Source organism: Paraglaciecola sp. 20A4 (genome assembly GCF_011378905.1).
Lineage (GTDB): Bacteria > Pseudomonadota > Gammaproteobacteria > Enterobacterales > Alteromonadaceae > Paraglaciecola.
Genome location: NZ_WTPY01000003.1, coordinates 294,172 through 310,982, shown reverse-complemented (window position 1 = coordinate 310,982; position 16,811 = coordinate 294,172). Strand labels below are relative to the sequence as shown.

The following is a 16,811-nucleotide window of genomic DNA, read 5'->3' as shown; positions in this document are numbered from 1 at the left end:
CGCAACTACCAGAGTACATAACGCGATTTGTCATTAGCTTATACTAAGAGGATTCTATGTCGGTTTTATCTCCTGTTGCCAAAAAACGCAGCGATTATCTCGTTCCCGATTTTTTAATTCACCATGTTGATATGGTGTTCCACCTAGATGTTGAAAAGACTCGAGTGGTCACTACTTGTCGATTTACCCGTAACGGCCAGCATCAGCGCCCACTAGTACTTGATGGTGAGAGCCTGCAACTTATTAGCGTTTTACTAAACGATAAACCGGTAAGTGATTTCGACGTGACCGACGAGCGTCTCACGCTCCATACCAGCGAAAACGAATTTGTTTTATGTATCGAAACACAAACTAATCCGCAGGAAAACAAAACGTTAGAAGGTTTATATTATTCTGCTGGCGCTTACTGTACGCAATGTGAAGCTGAAGGTTTTCGCAAAATAACCTATTTTCTCGACCGACCTGACGTGCTGGCCAAATACGATGTAACTATTTTTGCTGACAAGGCTCGTTATCCCCATTTATTGTCAAATGGTAATCAAATTGATAAAGGTGAATTAGACGATGGCCGCCATTGGGTTAAGTGGCAAGACCCATTTAACAAACCGAGTTATCTTTTTGCTTTGGTAGCAGGGAATTTTGATTTACTTACCGATCGCTTTATTACGCAAAGCGGACGCAATGTAGCGCTAGAGTTGTATGTGGACAAAGGGGCGCTTGATAAAGGTCACCACGCGCTGGCCTCACTTAAAAAGGCCATGGCATGGGATGAACAGGTTTTTGGCTTAGAATACGATTTAGATATTTACATGGTTGTCGCTGTGGATTTTTTCAATATGGGCGCCATGGAAAATAAAGGTCTTAACGTCTTTAACAGTAAATTTGTCCTGGCGGATGCTGAGTCAGCCACCGATGATGATTTTTTTAATATTGAAGCGGTTATCGGGCATGAATATTTTCATAATTGGACCGGCAACAGGGTGACGTGTCGAGATTGGTTTCAGCTAAGTCTGAAAGAAGGATTAACGGTATTTCGTGATCAACAATTTAGCGCCGATATGTCCTCGCCAGTGTTTAATCGTATTAAAAATGTACAGATTATTCGCGAGCATCAGTTTGCTGAAGACGCCAGTGCGATGGCGCATCCAATTCGTCCGGAAGAAGTAATAGAAATGAATAATTTCTATACCGTGACGGTATACGATAAAGGTGCAGAAGTTATTCGCATGATGCATACGTTGCTTGGCGTAGCCGGTTTTAGAAAAGGCATGGATTTGTACTTTGCGCGATTCGATGGCCAAGCAGTTACCTGTGATGACTTTGTGCAAGCGATGGAAGACGCAACACAAGTCGATTTAACACAGTTCAGACTGTGGTATAGCCAGTCGGGTACGCCCAAAGTTACTGTAACCGATAGCTTTAATGCTAAAACAGGTTGCTATACATTACGCTTTGAACAAACAACTCCGCCTACAGCCGACCAAAAACAGAAAGATAATTTACATATACCGTTTAAATTTGAATTATTGGATGAGCAGGGCAGCAGTATCCGCGATGAATCTGTTCCTGAATTAAGCGCTAATATGATTGAGTTAATTAACAAAACCCATGAGATAACTATTAATGGCTTAACGACTGCGCCAACACCGTCACTGCTGCATAATTTTAGCGCACCCGTTAAGGTTGATTACGCCTATAGTCATCAGCAACTAAGTAACATTATTCTGCACTCAAGTGATGATTTTGCTCGCTGGGATGCCAGTCAAAGTCTGTATAGCCGCTGTATCCATAATTTAGCCACCACCCCAGATGCACCAGATGATGAATTGCTCGATAGCATGCTTGATGCAGTGGATGGGATGTTTGACGTTACTGACGCTAACCCAGCTCTAGCGGCCGCAATGTTAAGCCTGCCCAGCTTTGAAACACTTAGCCAACAAGTTGATGAGATACAGGTTGAATCGCTCTACCATGCCCAGCGTAGCGTGCGAAATTTAATCGCCAGTACCTTAGCCGAAAAATGGTTAACGCTCTATCAAAAGCAAGCTCGGGTGCCTTATCAATACGTTGCTGACGACGTTGATAGCAGGCGGTTACGTAACTTAAGTTTGAGTTATTTGGTACAGGCTGGTATGCCTCAGTCACGTGAATTATTGCTAGAACAGTTCACTAACGCAGATAATATGACTGATAGCCTCGGGGCGTTAAAGGCTGCTCAGTATGGTGAACTGGCACAATTCGATGAGTTGATGACGCAGTTTGAGCAGCGCTGGCGACATGATCCGTTAGTACTTGATAAATGGTTCGCTTTACATGCAAATATGGAACGCAACGATATACTTGTCCGCTTACCGTTATTATTAAGTCATGAAAAGTTCAGCATAGATAACCCTAATAGAGTGCGCTCTGTATTGGGCAGTTTTGCGTTTTATAACGTGCTTGGCTTTCATGCCCTTGATGGCAGTGGCTATAAATTTTTGGCTGATTATATTCTTAAGCTTAATAGTGTAAATCCTCAAGTGGCAGCGCGGATTATTACGCCGCTAACCCAGTGGCAGAAATTTGATGAAAAACGGCAAGAGCTTATGCGTTATCAGTTAGCCCGGATTGCTGATTGCAAAGATTTAAGTAAAGATTTAATCGAAAAAGTCAGCAAGAGTCTCAACTACACAACGCACTGATGCAAACTTTATATTTTCGTTTAGCGCTCAGTTATGAGCGCTGTGAACCCCTTTATCTTACTAGCACGCAAAACGTCATCGTACTTGCTGACAATGGCAAGCGCGTGCAATTACCCGCCAAAAACTTACGTCCTTTTATACAGCATAACGGCATTCATGGCCGATTTCGCTTAATTATCACTGATACTAATAAGATAAGCAGTCTAGAAAAAATAGTCTGAATGGTCTATTTTTTATACTGTTGATTCTACAACCTACTGAAAATAAAGACTTTGTATTGTTAAATACTGGTACGATTAGTCCTTGCTATCGAAGCGATTTGGTGTAATCATTTTGTTAAATTTGAGTGGTTTAATTGAATGGTATGTTAGTACTCAGTACTAATGATTAGGGAGGTAAAGATGAGTCGTGAAGTCTTCGGGTTTAAAAAGTCGCCTATAGCATTAGGCATAGTGGGGCTTGTAGGTGCGGCATTGATGCCAGCGCAAGCCGCCAGTTGGAATGAAGGCGATTGGTCTGTGACCTTTGACTCAAATTTTTCATTGGGAACCAGTATTCGAGTAGAAGAGCGTGACTTCTCGCGTGTAGGCAACAGTAACGGTGTGCAATTTGATTGGTCGGGCTACAACCCTGCAACAAATCCAATATACAGCTCTGCTGACGTGTGGGCTTCGGGTACAGGTGGTTATTCAACCAACGGCGATTTGGGCACACTAAATTACGAAAAAGGTAACCCTTTTTCGACTCTGTTTAAAGGTGTGCATGAGTTAGATATTCAATATAAAAACATGGGCGTCTTTATGCGCGGCATGTATTTTTACGATTTTGAAATGAAAGACAGCTCACGTGATTGGCAAAATCCAATTACCGGCACCACGCAAGATCCTTGCGCGTCGTCAACAGCAAGTGATGAGTTGTGTTCAGATGTGCGTTTACTCGATGCATATTTCTACTCTGATTTCTATATTGGTGACATGCCAGTTTCGTTCCGCGTGGGCAATCAAGTTGTCAGTTGGGGGGAAAGTACGTTTATTCAGCATGGTATTAACTCAACCAATCCAGTGGATGTATCTCGTGCACAAGCACCTGGGGCAGAATTAAAAGAGGTCTTTATTCCCGTGGGCATGGTATTCGCCCAGTTTGGATTAACCGAAAACCTCAGTTTATCCATGTACTATCAATACGAGTGGGAGCGCAGTCGTTTACCGCAAGCGGGGAGTTATTTCGCTACCAATGATTTCGCCGGTGAGGGTGGTCAAGCGCAAAATATCCAATTGGGCTTCAGTGGTAACCCTGATATTGATTTAGATTTCTTGTTAACTAACCTAAATGCCTTAGGCGACGCACTAAGATCAGGAGGCGATGCTTCATCTATCGGCGCTGCGTATTTAGCCTACCCAACAAAAGTAGCCGTTCGTGGTTTCAGTGACACAGCACATACAGATGCTGATGACCAAGGTCAATACGGTATTAAGATTGGTTATTACGCTGAGGCGTTAAACGAAACAGAATTTAACTTTTACATGCTTAACTATCATAGCCAACGTCCACTTATCGCTGGTTTAACGTCTGATTTCACTGCGGCGAGTATTGGTGCTGATTTAACGATGTTAGCAACGACAGAAATCACTAAAGAAAACGTAACGGATCTTAGAGCCTTTACGAAAACGGGATTTGTTTATCCTGAAGACCTTAAGCTTTACGGATTTAGCTTTAACACTAATGTGGGCACAACGGCTTTAGCGGGTGAAATTGCGTATCGTGTTGATGAGCCACTTCAGCTTGATGATGTTGAATTATTATATGCAGCTATGCCTCAACAGTTAGCGATTGCTGGTTTGCGTCCTGATTTTGCAGGTATTTCTCAGCTTGATGGTTACCAAGGCTTTACCACTGGTTCTGGTGAAACGGCACAAGGTTATCTAGAGTCAGATACGTTACAAATGCAGGTAACAGCGACACATATTTTCGGTCCTGCGTTGGGTACCGATAATTTGGTAGTATTAGGTGAAGTAGGGTATGTCAGTATTCGAGACTTCCCGGATACAAGTCTTATTCGTTTAAATGGTCCAGGTTCGGTGCGTACACCGTCTCTTGCACCAACGGCAGACGGCAACACGCGTGAAGGTTTGCATGTTGGTATATCCAATGGTCCGGAAACGAACCCATTCCCAACGTCTAGTGCGTGGGGATATCGCTTGCTCGCTAATGCGTCGTTTAACAACGTTTTCGCTGGTATCAATTTACAAGCTAGAGCCACATTTTCTCATGATGTAAATGGTATTACACCCGATCCTCTGTTCTTGTTTATTGAAGATAGAAAATCAGCCAGTGCATCTTTGACATTTGATTATCTAAGCAAATGGTCGGCAACGGCATCTTACAATGCGTTCTGGGGTGGTGAAGGCACAACCAATGCCCTTTCAGACCGTGACTTTGTTTCTTTTAACATCAAGTATTCTATCTAAGGAGCCATATTATGATTAGAAAATTTGCTCTCATCGCGTCTGCAATGGCGCTAACATTTAATTCAGGCTTAATTCAAGCCAAGGTTTCAGAAGCTGAAGCGGCTAAATTAGGTGCTGAACTAACGCCAGTGGGCGCTGTAAAAGCAGGTAATGCAGATGGTAGTATTCCTGCATGGACTGGCGGTATTACTGAAGTACCTGCAGGGTACACAGTGGGTGACCATCATCCTGATCCGTTCGCTGATGACAAAGTGCTCTTTAACATTACCGCGAAAAATTATCAGGAATACGCTGAGTTTTTGAGTGACGGTCAAAAAGAGTTGTTTAAAGCTTATCCTGACACCTACAAAATGCCGGTTTATCAAACGCGTCGGTCTGCGTCATTACCACAATTTGTGTACGATGAAACAGCCAAAAATGCGCTTATGGCTGAGCTAATCCAAGGTGGCAATGGTATTAAAAATGCTGCAATTGGTATTCCATTTCCTATTCCACAAAACGGAGTAGAGACCATTTGGAACCACATTTTACGTTATCGCGGTGAAAGCGTTAAACGTTACGCAGGCCAAGCAGCGCCTACCGCTTCTGGTGATTATAACGTGATCGGTTTCGAAGAGGAGCTGATGCAGAAGTATTCAGCTAAAGATGCAACACGTGAAAAGCTACTTGAAGAAAATGTTATCTCTAAGTTCAAGCAAAGTGTGACCTCTCCAGCTCGTTTAGCCGGTACAGCGTTGTTGGTACATGAAACTATGGACCAAATACGTGAACCTCGCCAAGCGTGGACTTACAATACAGGTCAACGCCGAGTTCGTCGTGCGCCGAATGTTGCATACGATGCCCCAGGAACAGCATCAGATGGTTTACGTACATCAGATGATTTCGATATGTTTAACGGTGCGCCTGATCGATATAACTGGGAGTTGAAAGGCAAAAAAGAACTGTATGTTGCTTATAACAACTATCATTTACATAGTGATAAAGTGAAGTATGAAGATATTCTTCAACCTGGTCATATAAATCCAGATCTAACGCGCTTTGAAAAACATCGTGTATGGGTAGTCGAAGCCACGCTTAAGCCTGAATTCCGTCATATCTATCAAAAACGTGTGTTTTTCATCGACGAAGATAGCTGGCAAATTCAAGTTGCGGATATGTACGACAATCGCAATGAATTGTACCGAGTAGGCATATCTCATGGAATTAATTACTATGAAGTCCCGACACAATGGTCAACGCTAGATGTTTACCATGACTTAAACTCTCGTCGTTACCTCGCGTTAGGTCTCGATAACGAGGAAAAGATGTACGAGTTTAATGCTGATTTAAATGATCGCGAATTTACCCCCGAGGCCATGCGCCGAGCCGGTAGACGCTAATCGAGTAAAAAAACGGTTGGCTATTGCCAACCGTTTTCATTTTTATGGAACCCAATTACTATGAAATTATCCATTGCAAGTGCAGTGATTGCCGTTTTACTTGCACCTTTATCCACTGTTCAAGCCGCTCAAAGCAGTTTTCAAGCCCCTTTAGTTGACCAGTCTTTATTACTTGATATTACCCAAAGTGGTGAGCAACTTATTGCTGTTGGTGAACGCGGCCATATTATCCGCTCCACTGACGGGCAAAAATGGCAGCAAGTAAACGTACCTTCAACGTCTACATTAACCGGTGTATATTTCGTCGGCCAACAAGGTTGGGCTGTGGGACACGATTTGGTTATTTTACACACTGAAAATAACGGCCTCAATTGGGAAGTTCAAAATTTCGCACCGGAACAGGAACGTCCATTACTTGACGTCGCTTTTTTTGATAAAAGTGAAGGTATCGCCATTGGCGCTTATGGGGCTTTTCTTCGGACCCAAGACGGTGGTAAAAACTGGCATAGCGAATTGCATGCTGAGTTTGTAAATCAAGATGACCAAGAATATCTAAATGAACTTCGTTTAGAAGATGAAGCATTTTATAAGGAAGAACTCGCTGCAATTTTACCGCATTTAAACAGTGTGTCCGTTTCAGGTAATCAAGTTTACTTAGCTGGCGAAGCAGGTCTACTAGCTATGAGTTCTGATAAAGGTCACACATGGCAGCGAATGAACATTGATTATCACGGTTCTTTTTTCAATATCGCAAAAGCCGAATCTGGGGATTTAATTGCTACTGGACTTCGCGGTAACGTATTCGTGTTCAATAATGTCGAGCAACAATGGAAAGCACTTGACGCAGGTAGTCAGGCATCAATGAATGCCATTGTTTCTGTAGACGAGGATCGTACGGTTTTACTGGGTAATAATGGCGCAGTGGTTACCATTCAAGGTGACGACGTGAACTATCAACAGCAAAGCGACGGGCAAACACTTGTTAACGGAGTGTTTTATAACAATCAAATTATCGCAGTGTCGGTTGACGGCATTAAACATTTGCAGCAAGCACGGTAGCCGTTCATGAGTAATATAATCAAATTTTTAGAATCCTTAATTTTCAGAAACCGCATTGTTGTGTTGTTGATATTTTTAGTGGCAACTGTATTTCTAGGTTATCAGTCATCACAACTTCGATTAGACGCAGGTTTCACCAAAAATATTCCTCTTAATCATGAGTATATGCAGAATTACATGAAGCATGTGAATGATTTTGGTGGCGCTAACAGTATTCTAGTTTCAGTGTGCGATACCAAGGGTGATATTTTCAATCAAACCTTTTTTGATACCCTTAAAGATGTTCATGATCAGTTGTTCTTTATCAACGGCGTTGATCGTTCATTAGTAAAATCACTATTTTCATCGTCCACCCGTTTTACTGAGATTGTAGAAGGCGGTTTTGCAGGCGGACCGGTCATACCAGCTGATTTTAATTCTTCCGAGCAGCGCGGATTGGACAAGGTCTCGTCTAATATTGAAAAGGCGGGTATCGTAGGCAGCTTAGTATCTGATGATTATAAATGTGCGATGGTCACTGCCAAATTATTAGACTTGGATCCTGAGAGCGGTGAGAAACTAGATACCTTAGCGTTAGCTGATCACCTTGAAACTCAGCTTCGAGGACAATTTGAATCCGATGATATCAGTATCCATATTATTGGTTTTGCAAAGATGATAGGTGATGTAGCTAACGGCGCTAAAGATGTATTGGTATTCTTTGCTATTGCCATCGCAATTACCGCTGTTTTGGTTTACTTCTTCTGTAAATCTTTGATGCTTACAGTCTTACCGTTGTTATGTTCGATCATTGCGGTAATTTGGCAAATGGGCTTGTTAACACTGCTTGGCTTTGGTCTTGATCCGATGTCAATTTTGGTGCCATTTTTAGTGTTTGCCATTGGCATCAGCCATGGCGTTCAAATGATCAATTCAGTTGGCAAAGAAGTGACTAAAGGCAGCACGTCGTTTAATGCAGCTAAGTTAGCTTTCACCACGTTATTGATTCCAGGTGGTGTAGCCTTATTGTCAGACACAATCGGATTTATGACATTATTGGTTATCGATATCGGTATCATTCGTGAACTTGCTATTACGGCGAGTATGGGTGTGGCGGTTATTATTTTAACCAATTTATTGTTATTACCTGTTCTTATGTCTTTTGTTAAGTTCAGTGACAAATACAAGCAAAAGTTTGCCGGTAAAGAGGATCGCGCGGATAAATTTTGGGATTGGATTGCAGCGTGTTCTAGCCCGAAAGTTGCAGTGGGTATTTTGGTTGTGACGGCAGTCCTGTTTGGATTTGGTTGGATGCAAGCTCAGAAAATGAAAATTGGCGATTTGCATGCTGGTGCTCCTGCACTGCATGAGTCTTCACGTTACAACCAAGATACGTTTTTAATTACTGACAAGTATGAAATCAGTACCGATTATTTGTCTATTTTAGTTGAAGCCACCAAAGATGCTTGTACCTCATACGACGTTATGAATGCGATTGATGAAATGCAGTGGCGCATGACTAACATCGAAGGCGTGCAATCTGCGGTAAGTTTGGCGTCTGTAGCGAAAATTATTAATGCGGGTTATAACGAAGGAAATGCTAAATGGCGAGTGTTGCCTAGAAACCAGCAAACTTTAGTACAAGATATAGCACGGGTCGATACCTCTTCTGGTTTGTTAAACGGCGACTGTTCTGTGATGCCTATCATTTTGTTTATGAAGGACCATAAAGCTGAGACGATTAATCGCGTAGTAGAAGCAATAAAAGAATATCGTGTAGATTTCGAAACGCCTGAACTACAGTTTAAACTAGCGTCAGGGCCGATTGGTGTTATGGCTGCACAAAATGAAGCCGTGGATGAATCGCAAAATCCGATGATGTTATATGTGTTTGGGGCGGTGATTTTGCTATGCCTTATAAGCTTTAAGTCATTACGTGCAACAATGGCTGTGGTTATTCCCTTATATGTAGTTTCAGTATTAGCGCAAGCGTTAATGACGTATCTACAAATTGGCTTAACCGTTTCTACGTTACCCGTTATTGCATTGGGTGTGGGGATTGGTGTGGATTATGGTATTTATATTCTATCGACCATGAATCATAAACTTAAAGCTGGCATGCCTGTACGCCAAGCCTATTTTGAAGCATTGAAAGAACGAGGAAGTGCAGTGTTATTTACCGGCGCTACTTTAGCAGTTGGCGTCAGTACTTGGGTATTTTCGTCGCTTAAATTCCAAATGGACATGGGAATTTTGCTGACCTTTATGTTTGTTGTGAACATGATGGGCGCCATTATCGTGCTACCTGCCTTGGCGAGTGTATTTTGGCGTAAGCAAAAATAAATTCGCATAATTATTTAATATTTTGCATAAAAAAGGCCGTATGGCCTTTTTTTATGAGCGAAATTCAGATAACTATTTCAATTGTAAATTTGACGTGAATTTAAGGCTTTTAATGGTCGTCTATTTTAGCGAGAATAGTCATATATAGATGAAAAACTGTATATATGTCAGTCTATTGTCTAGTCTCATACAATATCGTCGGCGGTACTGACATTGTAACAAATTGTTAATGCGTCGATTCAATACCACTGTTACTTCCAAAAAGTAAGGAATAGGTAAACACATGACGGTTGCAACACACCAGCATTCAGTTTTGTTAGAAAACGTAGTCAAACTTATTGAAAAAAAGGTTGATAAGTCACAAGTTGACTTGGTCAAAAACTTTTCTCGTATTTTGTTCAACAATATTTCCACCGATGATTTGGATAATCGCAGTGATAGTGATTTATATGGAGCGACGCTCAGTCTGTGGAATAAGTTTTTAAACTTCGATGCCAGTAAGCCAATTATCCGTGTATTTAATCCAGAGGTAGGTAAACATGGTTGGCAATCAACCCATACCATAATAGAGATTTTAGTACAGGATACGCCGTTTTTGGTCGACTCAGTGCGCATGGCGTTAAACCGCGTTGGCGTAACAGCCCATTTACTATTGCATAGCCCAATCGCTATTCAGCGTGACGAAAGCCATAAATTTACCGGCTTTATTGATGGCAATAAAAAAGTTAAACATGCCAATAAGGAAACTATTTTCTTAATTGAGGTTGATAGACAAACTACTAAGAAAGCCTTAGACAGTTTGGCAAACGAACTGATGTCAGTTGTTAATGAAGTGTCATTGGCCGTGCAAGACTGGAAAGCAATGAGTGATAAACTCGATGTGATTATTAAAGAGTTTCCAAATAACCCATCGCCAGCTACGGCAGAACAAAAAACACAAACCATTAAGTTCTTGTCTTGGTTAAACGACCATAATTTCACCATTATGGGTTATCGATCATATAGTGCTAAGGCCGTTGAAGGTGATTATCGGTGGTTAGCGGATAACGAATCAAGTTTAGGATTAATGAAAAACTCCGTGAGCGAACGCGAACGGGTTTTATCCAATATTCCTGGTTCTGCCCGTGAAGAAGCATTGAGTAATCATCCACTTTTGCTAACGAAAACCAATCGTCGTTCACGTGTTCATCGTCCTGCTTATCTTGATTATATTGGCATCAAGCGTTTTGATGATAAAGGAAATGTGGTTGGTGAGGACCGTTTTATTGGCCTTTACTCTGCTTCTTTTTATAACAGCAGCGCGACCCAAGTACCGGTACTGCAACACAAGATTGATAACATTTGTCAAAAATCAGGATTTGATAAAGATTCACATGGACATAAAGCGTTCTTGAATATTATTGAAACTTATCCTCGTGATGAATTATTACAAGGCAGTGAAGACGAGTTAGCACAAATTGCGTTAGGTATTTTTCAAATGCAAGAGCGTGGAATTTCGCGTTTATTTGTGCGTAAAGATGTATTTGGACGTTTCGTTTCTTGTATGGTTTACGTCCCTAGGGAGCGTTACAACACACAACTACGTAAAGATACTCAGGTATTGTTGCAGAAATCGTTTAATAGCCAAGAAGACGTAGAGTTTACGACTTACTTTTCAGAATCTGTATATGCTAGAACGCAATATATTGTCAGAGTGAAAGACAACAATTCGGAATATAACGTGAAGGAAATTGAAAAGAATATCATCGAGCTGACTAAGAGTTGGAACGATAAATTAACGGCTACCATTCGTACTACTTATGGCGAAGCGGCTGGAAAAGTTATCGAGAAAAAATACGAAGATGCATTTCCCCCCAGCTATAAAGAGCAGAATTTGCCTAGCGCCGCATTGGTCGATTTAGAGAAAATTGAATTACTTAGCGCAGAGCATACCTTAGATATGCTGTTCTACCGGCCTCAAGAAGAAGCCCTTGATAGTGAAATCGTTAAGTTAAAGCTATTTCATAAAAATGAGCCTATTCACTTATCTGCCGTGTTACCCATGTTAGAAAATTTCGGTCTTCGCGTAATCGAAGAAAGTCCGTATCGGGTTAAGTCCAGCGATGGTCAGATGAACTGGATTATGGAATTTACCATGTTACATAGCACCAGTAATCGTATGGATTTGGTGCGTGCTCAAGCCTTGTTTCAAGATGCGTTTGCTAAGGTTTGGTCCAATGATTTAGAAGATGATGCTTTTAACCGTCTCGTGCTTGGTGCAGGATTGCCAGGTAGAACTGTGACCATTTTACGCGCTTATGCAAAATATATGCGTCAAATTGGAAGTTCTTTCAGTAAAGATTATATTGCCAACACACTTGCCCATTATCCTGATATCGCTAAGATTTTGGCCTCGTTGTTTAATCAACGTTACAACCCGAAAGTGCGCCGTTCGAACAAGCGTGAGGAGACATTACTAAACGAAGTGAAAAAGCACTTGGATAATGTTTCAAACTTAGATGATGATCGTATTATAAGGCGCTACTTAGATCTAATTCTTGCCACAACTCGAACCAATTTCTATCAGAGCGATAATCAAGGTAACGAAAAGTCTTATGCCTCATTTAAAATGTTATCTGAGCTTATTCCAGATATGCCTTTGCCACGTCCCAAGTTTGAAATATTTGTTTATTCCCCACGCATTGAAGGTGTTCACTTACGTGGTGGTAAAGTGGCGCGAGGCGGGTTGCGTTGGTCTGATCGCCAAGAAGATTTCCGTACTGAAATTTTAGGCTTAGTTAAAGCGCAACAAGTCAAAAATACGGTTATTGTGCCAGTGGGGGCAAAAGGGGGATTTGTTTGTAAAAACTTGCCTGTTAATCAAGGCCGCGAAGCATTTCAAAAAGAAGGCCAAGCGTGTTATAAAATTTTCATCCGTAGTTTACTTGATATCACTGATAATATCGTCGATGGCGAAATAGTCTACCCTCGAGATGTGGTGCGTCTTGATGACGATGACCCTTATTTAGTTGTTGCGGCGGATAAAGGCACGGCTACATTCTCAGATATTGCCAATGGTATATCTGAGGAATTTAATTTTTGGTTGGGTGATGCGTTTGCTTCTGGTGGCAGCATTGGTTACGACCATAAGAAAATGGGCATTACCGCTCGTGGTGGTTGGGAATCGGTTAAACGTCATTTTCGTGAAATGGATGTTGATTGTCAAACGACCGATTTCACTTGTGTTGCGATAGGCGATATGGCGGGTGATGTGTTCGGTAACGGCATGCTGTTATCAAACCACACTAAATTAATATGTGCATTTAACCATCTGCATATTTTCTTTGATCCATCTCCAGACGTGAAAGCCAGCTATGCAGAACGCAAACGCTTATTTGAAAACCCTTCTCTGGGTTGGAATGATTATGATAAATCGTTGATTTCGTCAGGTGGTGATATTTTTAGTCGTTCTTCTAAGTCGATTAAATTAACCGCCGAAATGAAACAATGGTTGGGCACTAAACAACTCACCATGACACCGAATGAACTTATCCATAATATTTTGCAAATGGAAGTCGATTTAATCTGGAACGGCGGCATTGGAACCTATGTTAAAAGTGCGAAAGAAAGTCATTCACAAGTAGGTGATCGGGCAAATGACGATACACGTGTTAATGGTGCACAGGTAAAAGCCAAAATTATCGGTGAGGGTGGCAACCTCGGGCTCACACAATTAGGTCGTATTGAGTTTGCTCGCAGCGGCGGAAGAGTTAATACCGACTTTATTGATAACGTTGGTGGGGTGGATTGCTCTGATAACGAAGTAAATATTAAAATTTTGCTCAATGCCTTGGTTAATGCGGGAGACTTAACACGCAAACAACGAAATAATCTATTGCACGAGATGACTGATGATGTGGGCGATTTAGTTATCCAAGATTGTTATCGCCAAACGGAATCTATTTCTATTACCCAATTGAGTGGCGGCAGTCAGTTAAAAGAACAGTTACGTTTTATTCATAATTTGGAAAAAGAAGGCAACTTAAATCGTGAAATTGAATTTATTCCCACTGACGATGAAATTTCTGACCGTTTAGCAGCATCCCAAGGACTTACACGTCCAGAACTATCCGTGCTGATTGCCTACGGAAAAATGATGTTGAAAGAAAGATTCAATACGCCGGAAATTACGGATAATCCCTATCATCGTAAATTATTGATCAGCGCGTTCCCGGCCGTTTTGCAAAAACGTTACGCCGAGCAAATGGAACAGCATCCACTGCGCAGCGAGATTATTGCCACTAAGTTGACCAATAATTTAATCAACGACATGGGAATGAATTTTGTTTTTCGCATGCAGGAAGAAACCGGTGCCAACATTGATGAGATAGCCAATGCGTATTGCGTGGTCAAAGGTATATTCTCAATGGAATCACTATGGGCTGAGGTACAAGACTTAGACAATAAAGTCAGTGCACAAACGCAACTTTCAATGCTTGAAAGTATGCGCCGCACGTTACGCCGTGCTTCGCGTTGGTATTTGCGCCACGGTGTAAAATCCATGGATATTCAAGAAGCAATCGACAGTTACACGTCTACCTTTGCTGATTTGTTCAAAAACCTCAAAGATTACCTAGTAGAAGACGAGTATCAAGAACTGGAAGCGAATTGCACTCGCCTGACCAACGCAGGAGTTCCTGAAGATATCGCTTATAAAGTCTCTAGTTTAAGTAATTTATTCCCCTGTTTAGATTTAGCACAAATTGCCAAAACAGAGGGGCGCAGTATTAAACTGGTTGCAAGTCTATATTTTAAACTCGGATCACGTCTTGAACTCCATTGGTTCTTGGAACAAATAAATAAACAGACGGTTTCTAACCATTGGCAAGCTCTAGCACGGGCGTCATATCGGGAAGAACTCGATTGGCAACAACGCGCCTTAGCAACAGTATTACTGACTGGCGCACCAAAAAATAATGACGCGGAATTGATACTCGGTACATGGATGGAACATAATCAGGCTCTATTAGAGCGTTGGTATAGTATGATGTCGGAATTCAAAACCAGTAGTACTCATGAATTTGCGAAGTTTTCAGTCGCATTACGTGAATTAATGTTGCTTAGCATAAACGCTAACGCTTAATATTAACCGTACGGTCTTTAACGCCCTGGTATCGCACTGGGGCTTTTTTTTGTCTGAGGAAAACGAACACCATGTATGCCATTTTACAGAAATTTTTATTTACCCAAGATGCCGAGTGGAGTCACGACTTTACGATTAATTGGCTTAAGCGCACGCAGCATACATTTTTAAACATGGCCTACAAACAGCGTATCGCAGACAAACCTGTTGAGTGCTTTGGTTTGCACTTTAAGAATCCTGTTGGTTTAGCTGCCGGGTTAGACAAAAACGCAGAATGTATTGATGCCTTTGCGGCGATGGGATTTGGTTTTATAGAAGTTGGTACGGTTACCCCTAAACCGCAAGCAGGTAACGATAAACCCCGAATGTTTAGATTACCAAAAGGGCAGGCGATTATTAATCGTATGGGATTTAACAATAAAGGGGTCGATTACCTTGTAGAGCAAGTTAAAAAAGCGCGTTATACAGGGGTGTTAGGTATCAACATTGGTAAAAACAAAACCACTCCCGAGGATGAAGCGCTAAACGATTATTTGATTTGTTTGCGTAAGGTTTATCAGCATGCTAGTTACGTTACGGTAAATATATCGTCACCTAACACGCCGGGACTTAGAAACTTGCAATACGGTGATGCGCTCACGCAATTATTAAGCGGCTTAAAAGCAGAGCAAATCAAACTTAAAGCGCAACATAATAAGCAGGTTCCTATCTTAATTAAGATCGCGCCTGATCTGCAAGATTCTGAGTTAAGCTCGATGGTTGATTCTTTTTTAAGCGTTGGGATCGATGGGGTGATCGCAACGAATACGACTCTCGATCGTGAAGCCGTTAAAGGTCAGCAGCATGCCGAAGAGGCTGGCGGTCTGAGTGGGTCAGTACTCACAGACAGAAGTCAAAGGATCGTAACATCCTTATGCAGTCAGCTGGCGGGGCAGGCGCCAGTCATTGGTGTGGGGGGGATTGATTCGGTGTTGGCTGCGAAAGCTCGGATCGAAGCCGGATCGCCTTTAATTCAGGTGTATTCGGCGCTGATCTATCAAGGTCCGAAATTGATAAAAGAGATCGTAGACTCGTTATAATGATCAATGCCTGATCGGCTTCTTTTATCACCTTTAAGTATGACGAAAAGTGCATGATTCCAAGGTAAACTATGCTAGCTTTTATTTAAGGATTAAATTCTAACTAGGCTAAGGAATCATGCTTCTTCCTAATACAAATTGGTTTTGGTATACGCACGATAACGAACTGCGTCTCGACCTAGGTCACACATTGACCTTTGTGGTGCCTTTTGCCCTAAAGAATTTAGTTAATTTACCTACCGATAAACAGTTATTTAGTCTTGAAGATACCGAGCACTATGTGGCGTTAGCTGAAAACTTAGATAGCAGCGGGTTAGCTTTGTCAGAAGGGCAGTTGGTGCAAGTTTTATTAAATGCTACGGCTGCGCTTAAATTCCATAAACCTGTTTGCATGAAGAGTTGGTTGTACAAAGCCCAATCGACTAGTGGGGTGCATTGTCAATTGGCGATGTTAGAGGCAGCTGACAATGATAATAGCGAATTAGGTCAGGTCATTGTGATAGAACAGCACGGCACAACGGCAACGTGTATGCTTATTTCTGAACAATTTATCGTAAGCAGTAGTAAAACATTAGCGCAGTTTGAAATAATTAAAGTTATGAGCGATCGACTCATTCCATATCTCGCTGATATTCCTATTTATAAACGCGCTTAGTTGTAAGCCTCCCTCAGCATTTATCCCTGTCGTTATTCATTTTTCA

At 41.7% G+C, this 16,811-nt stretch carries 9 protein-coding genes; all 9 read left to right on the top strand.

Annotated features, from left to right (window positions below; translation table 11 throughout):
- Positions 1-56: 56 nt before the first annotated feature.
- The 9 genes from pepN to GQS54_RS05710 all read left to right on the top strand — a co-directional run bounded on the left by pepN (position 57) and on the right by GQS54_RS05710 (position 16,765).
- On the top strand, positions 57-2,681 hold the full coding sequence (gene pepN / locus GQS54_RS05750) for an aminopeptidase N (protein WP_166423050.1): 2,625 nt from the start codon (positions 57-59) through the stop codon (positions 2,679-2,681).
- Positions 2,681-2,902, top strand: a complete 222-nt coding sequence (locus GQS54_RS05745) for a DUF2835 family protein (RefSeq protein ID WP_006993987.1) — start codon at positions 2,681-2,683, stop codon at positions 2,900-2,902. Before pepN ends, GQS54_RS05745 begins: the two co-directional genes overlap by 1 nt.
- A gap of 180 nt (positions 2,903-3,082) precedes the next feature.
- On the top strand, positions 3,083-5,149 hold the full coding sequence (locus tag GQS54_RS05740) for a DUF1302 domain-containing protein (RefSeq protein WP_166423049.1): 2,067 nt from the start codon (positions 3,083-3,085) through the stop codon (positions 5,147-5,149).
- 11 nt (positions 5,150-5,160) lie between these two features.
- Positions 5,161-6,528: a DUF1329 domain-containing protein gene (locus GQS54_RS05735; protein WP_166423048.1), complete on the top strand. Its 1,368-nt coding sequence runs from the start codon at positions 5,161-5,163 to the stop codon at positions 6,526-6,528.
- 60 nt (positions 6,529-6,588) lie between these two features.
- Positions 6,589-7,587, top strand: coding sequence for a YCF48-related protein (locus tag GQS54_RS05730; protein ID WP_166423047.1), 999 nt, complete (start codon positions 6,589-6,591; stop codon positions 7,585-7,587).
- A 6-nt stretch (positions 7,588-7,593) separates the two neighbouring features.
- A complete protein-coding gene (locus tag GQS54_RS05725) occupies positions 7,594-9,909 on the top strand; it encodes an efflux RND transporter permease subunit (RefSeq protein ID WP_166423046.1) in 2,316 nt (771 codons plus the stop codon).
- A gap of 283 nt (positions 9,910-10,192) precedes the next feature.
- Positions 10,193-15,031 (top strand): NAD-glutamate dehydrogenase, encoded by a 4,839-nt coding sequence (locus GQS54_RS05720; protein WP_166423045.1) that lies wholly within the window; start codon positions 10,193-10,195, stop codon positions 15,029-15,031.
- A 71-nt stretch (positions 15,032-15,102) separates the two neighbouring features.
- Positions 15,103-16,110, top strand: coding sequence for a quinone-dependent dihydroorotate dehydrogenase (gene pyrD, locus GQS54_RS05715; protein ID WP_166423044.1), 1,008 nt, complete (start codon positions 15,103-15,105; stop codon positions 16,108-16,110).
- Between the two features lie 118 nt (positions 16,111-16,228).
- Positions 16,229-16,765, top strand: coding sequence for a cell division protein ZapC domain-containing protein (locus GQS54_RS05710; protein WP_166423043.1), 537 nt, complete (start codon positions 16,229-16,231; stop codon positions 16,763-16,765).
- Positions 16,766-16,811: the final 46 nt, after the last annotated feature.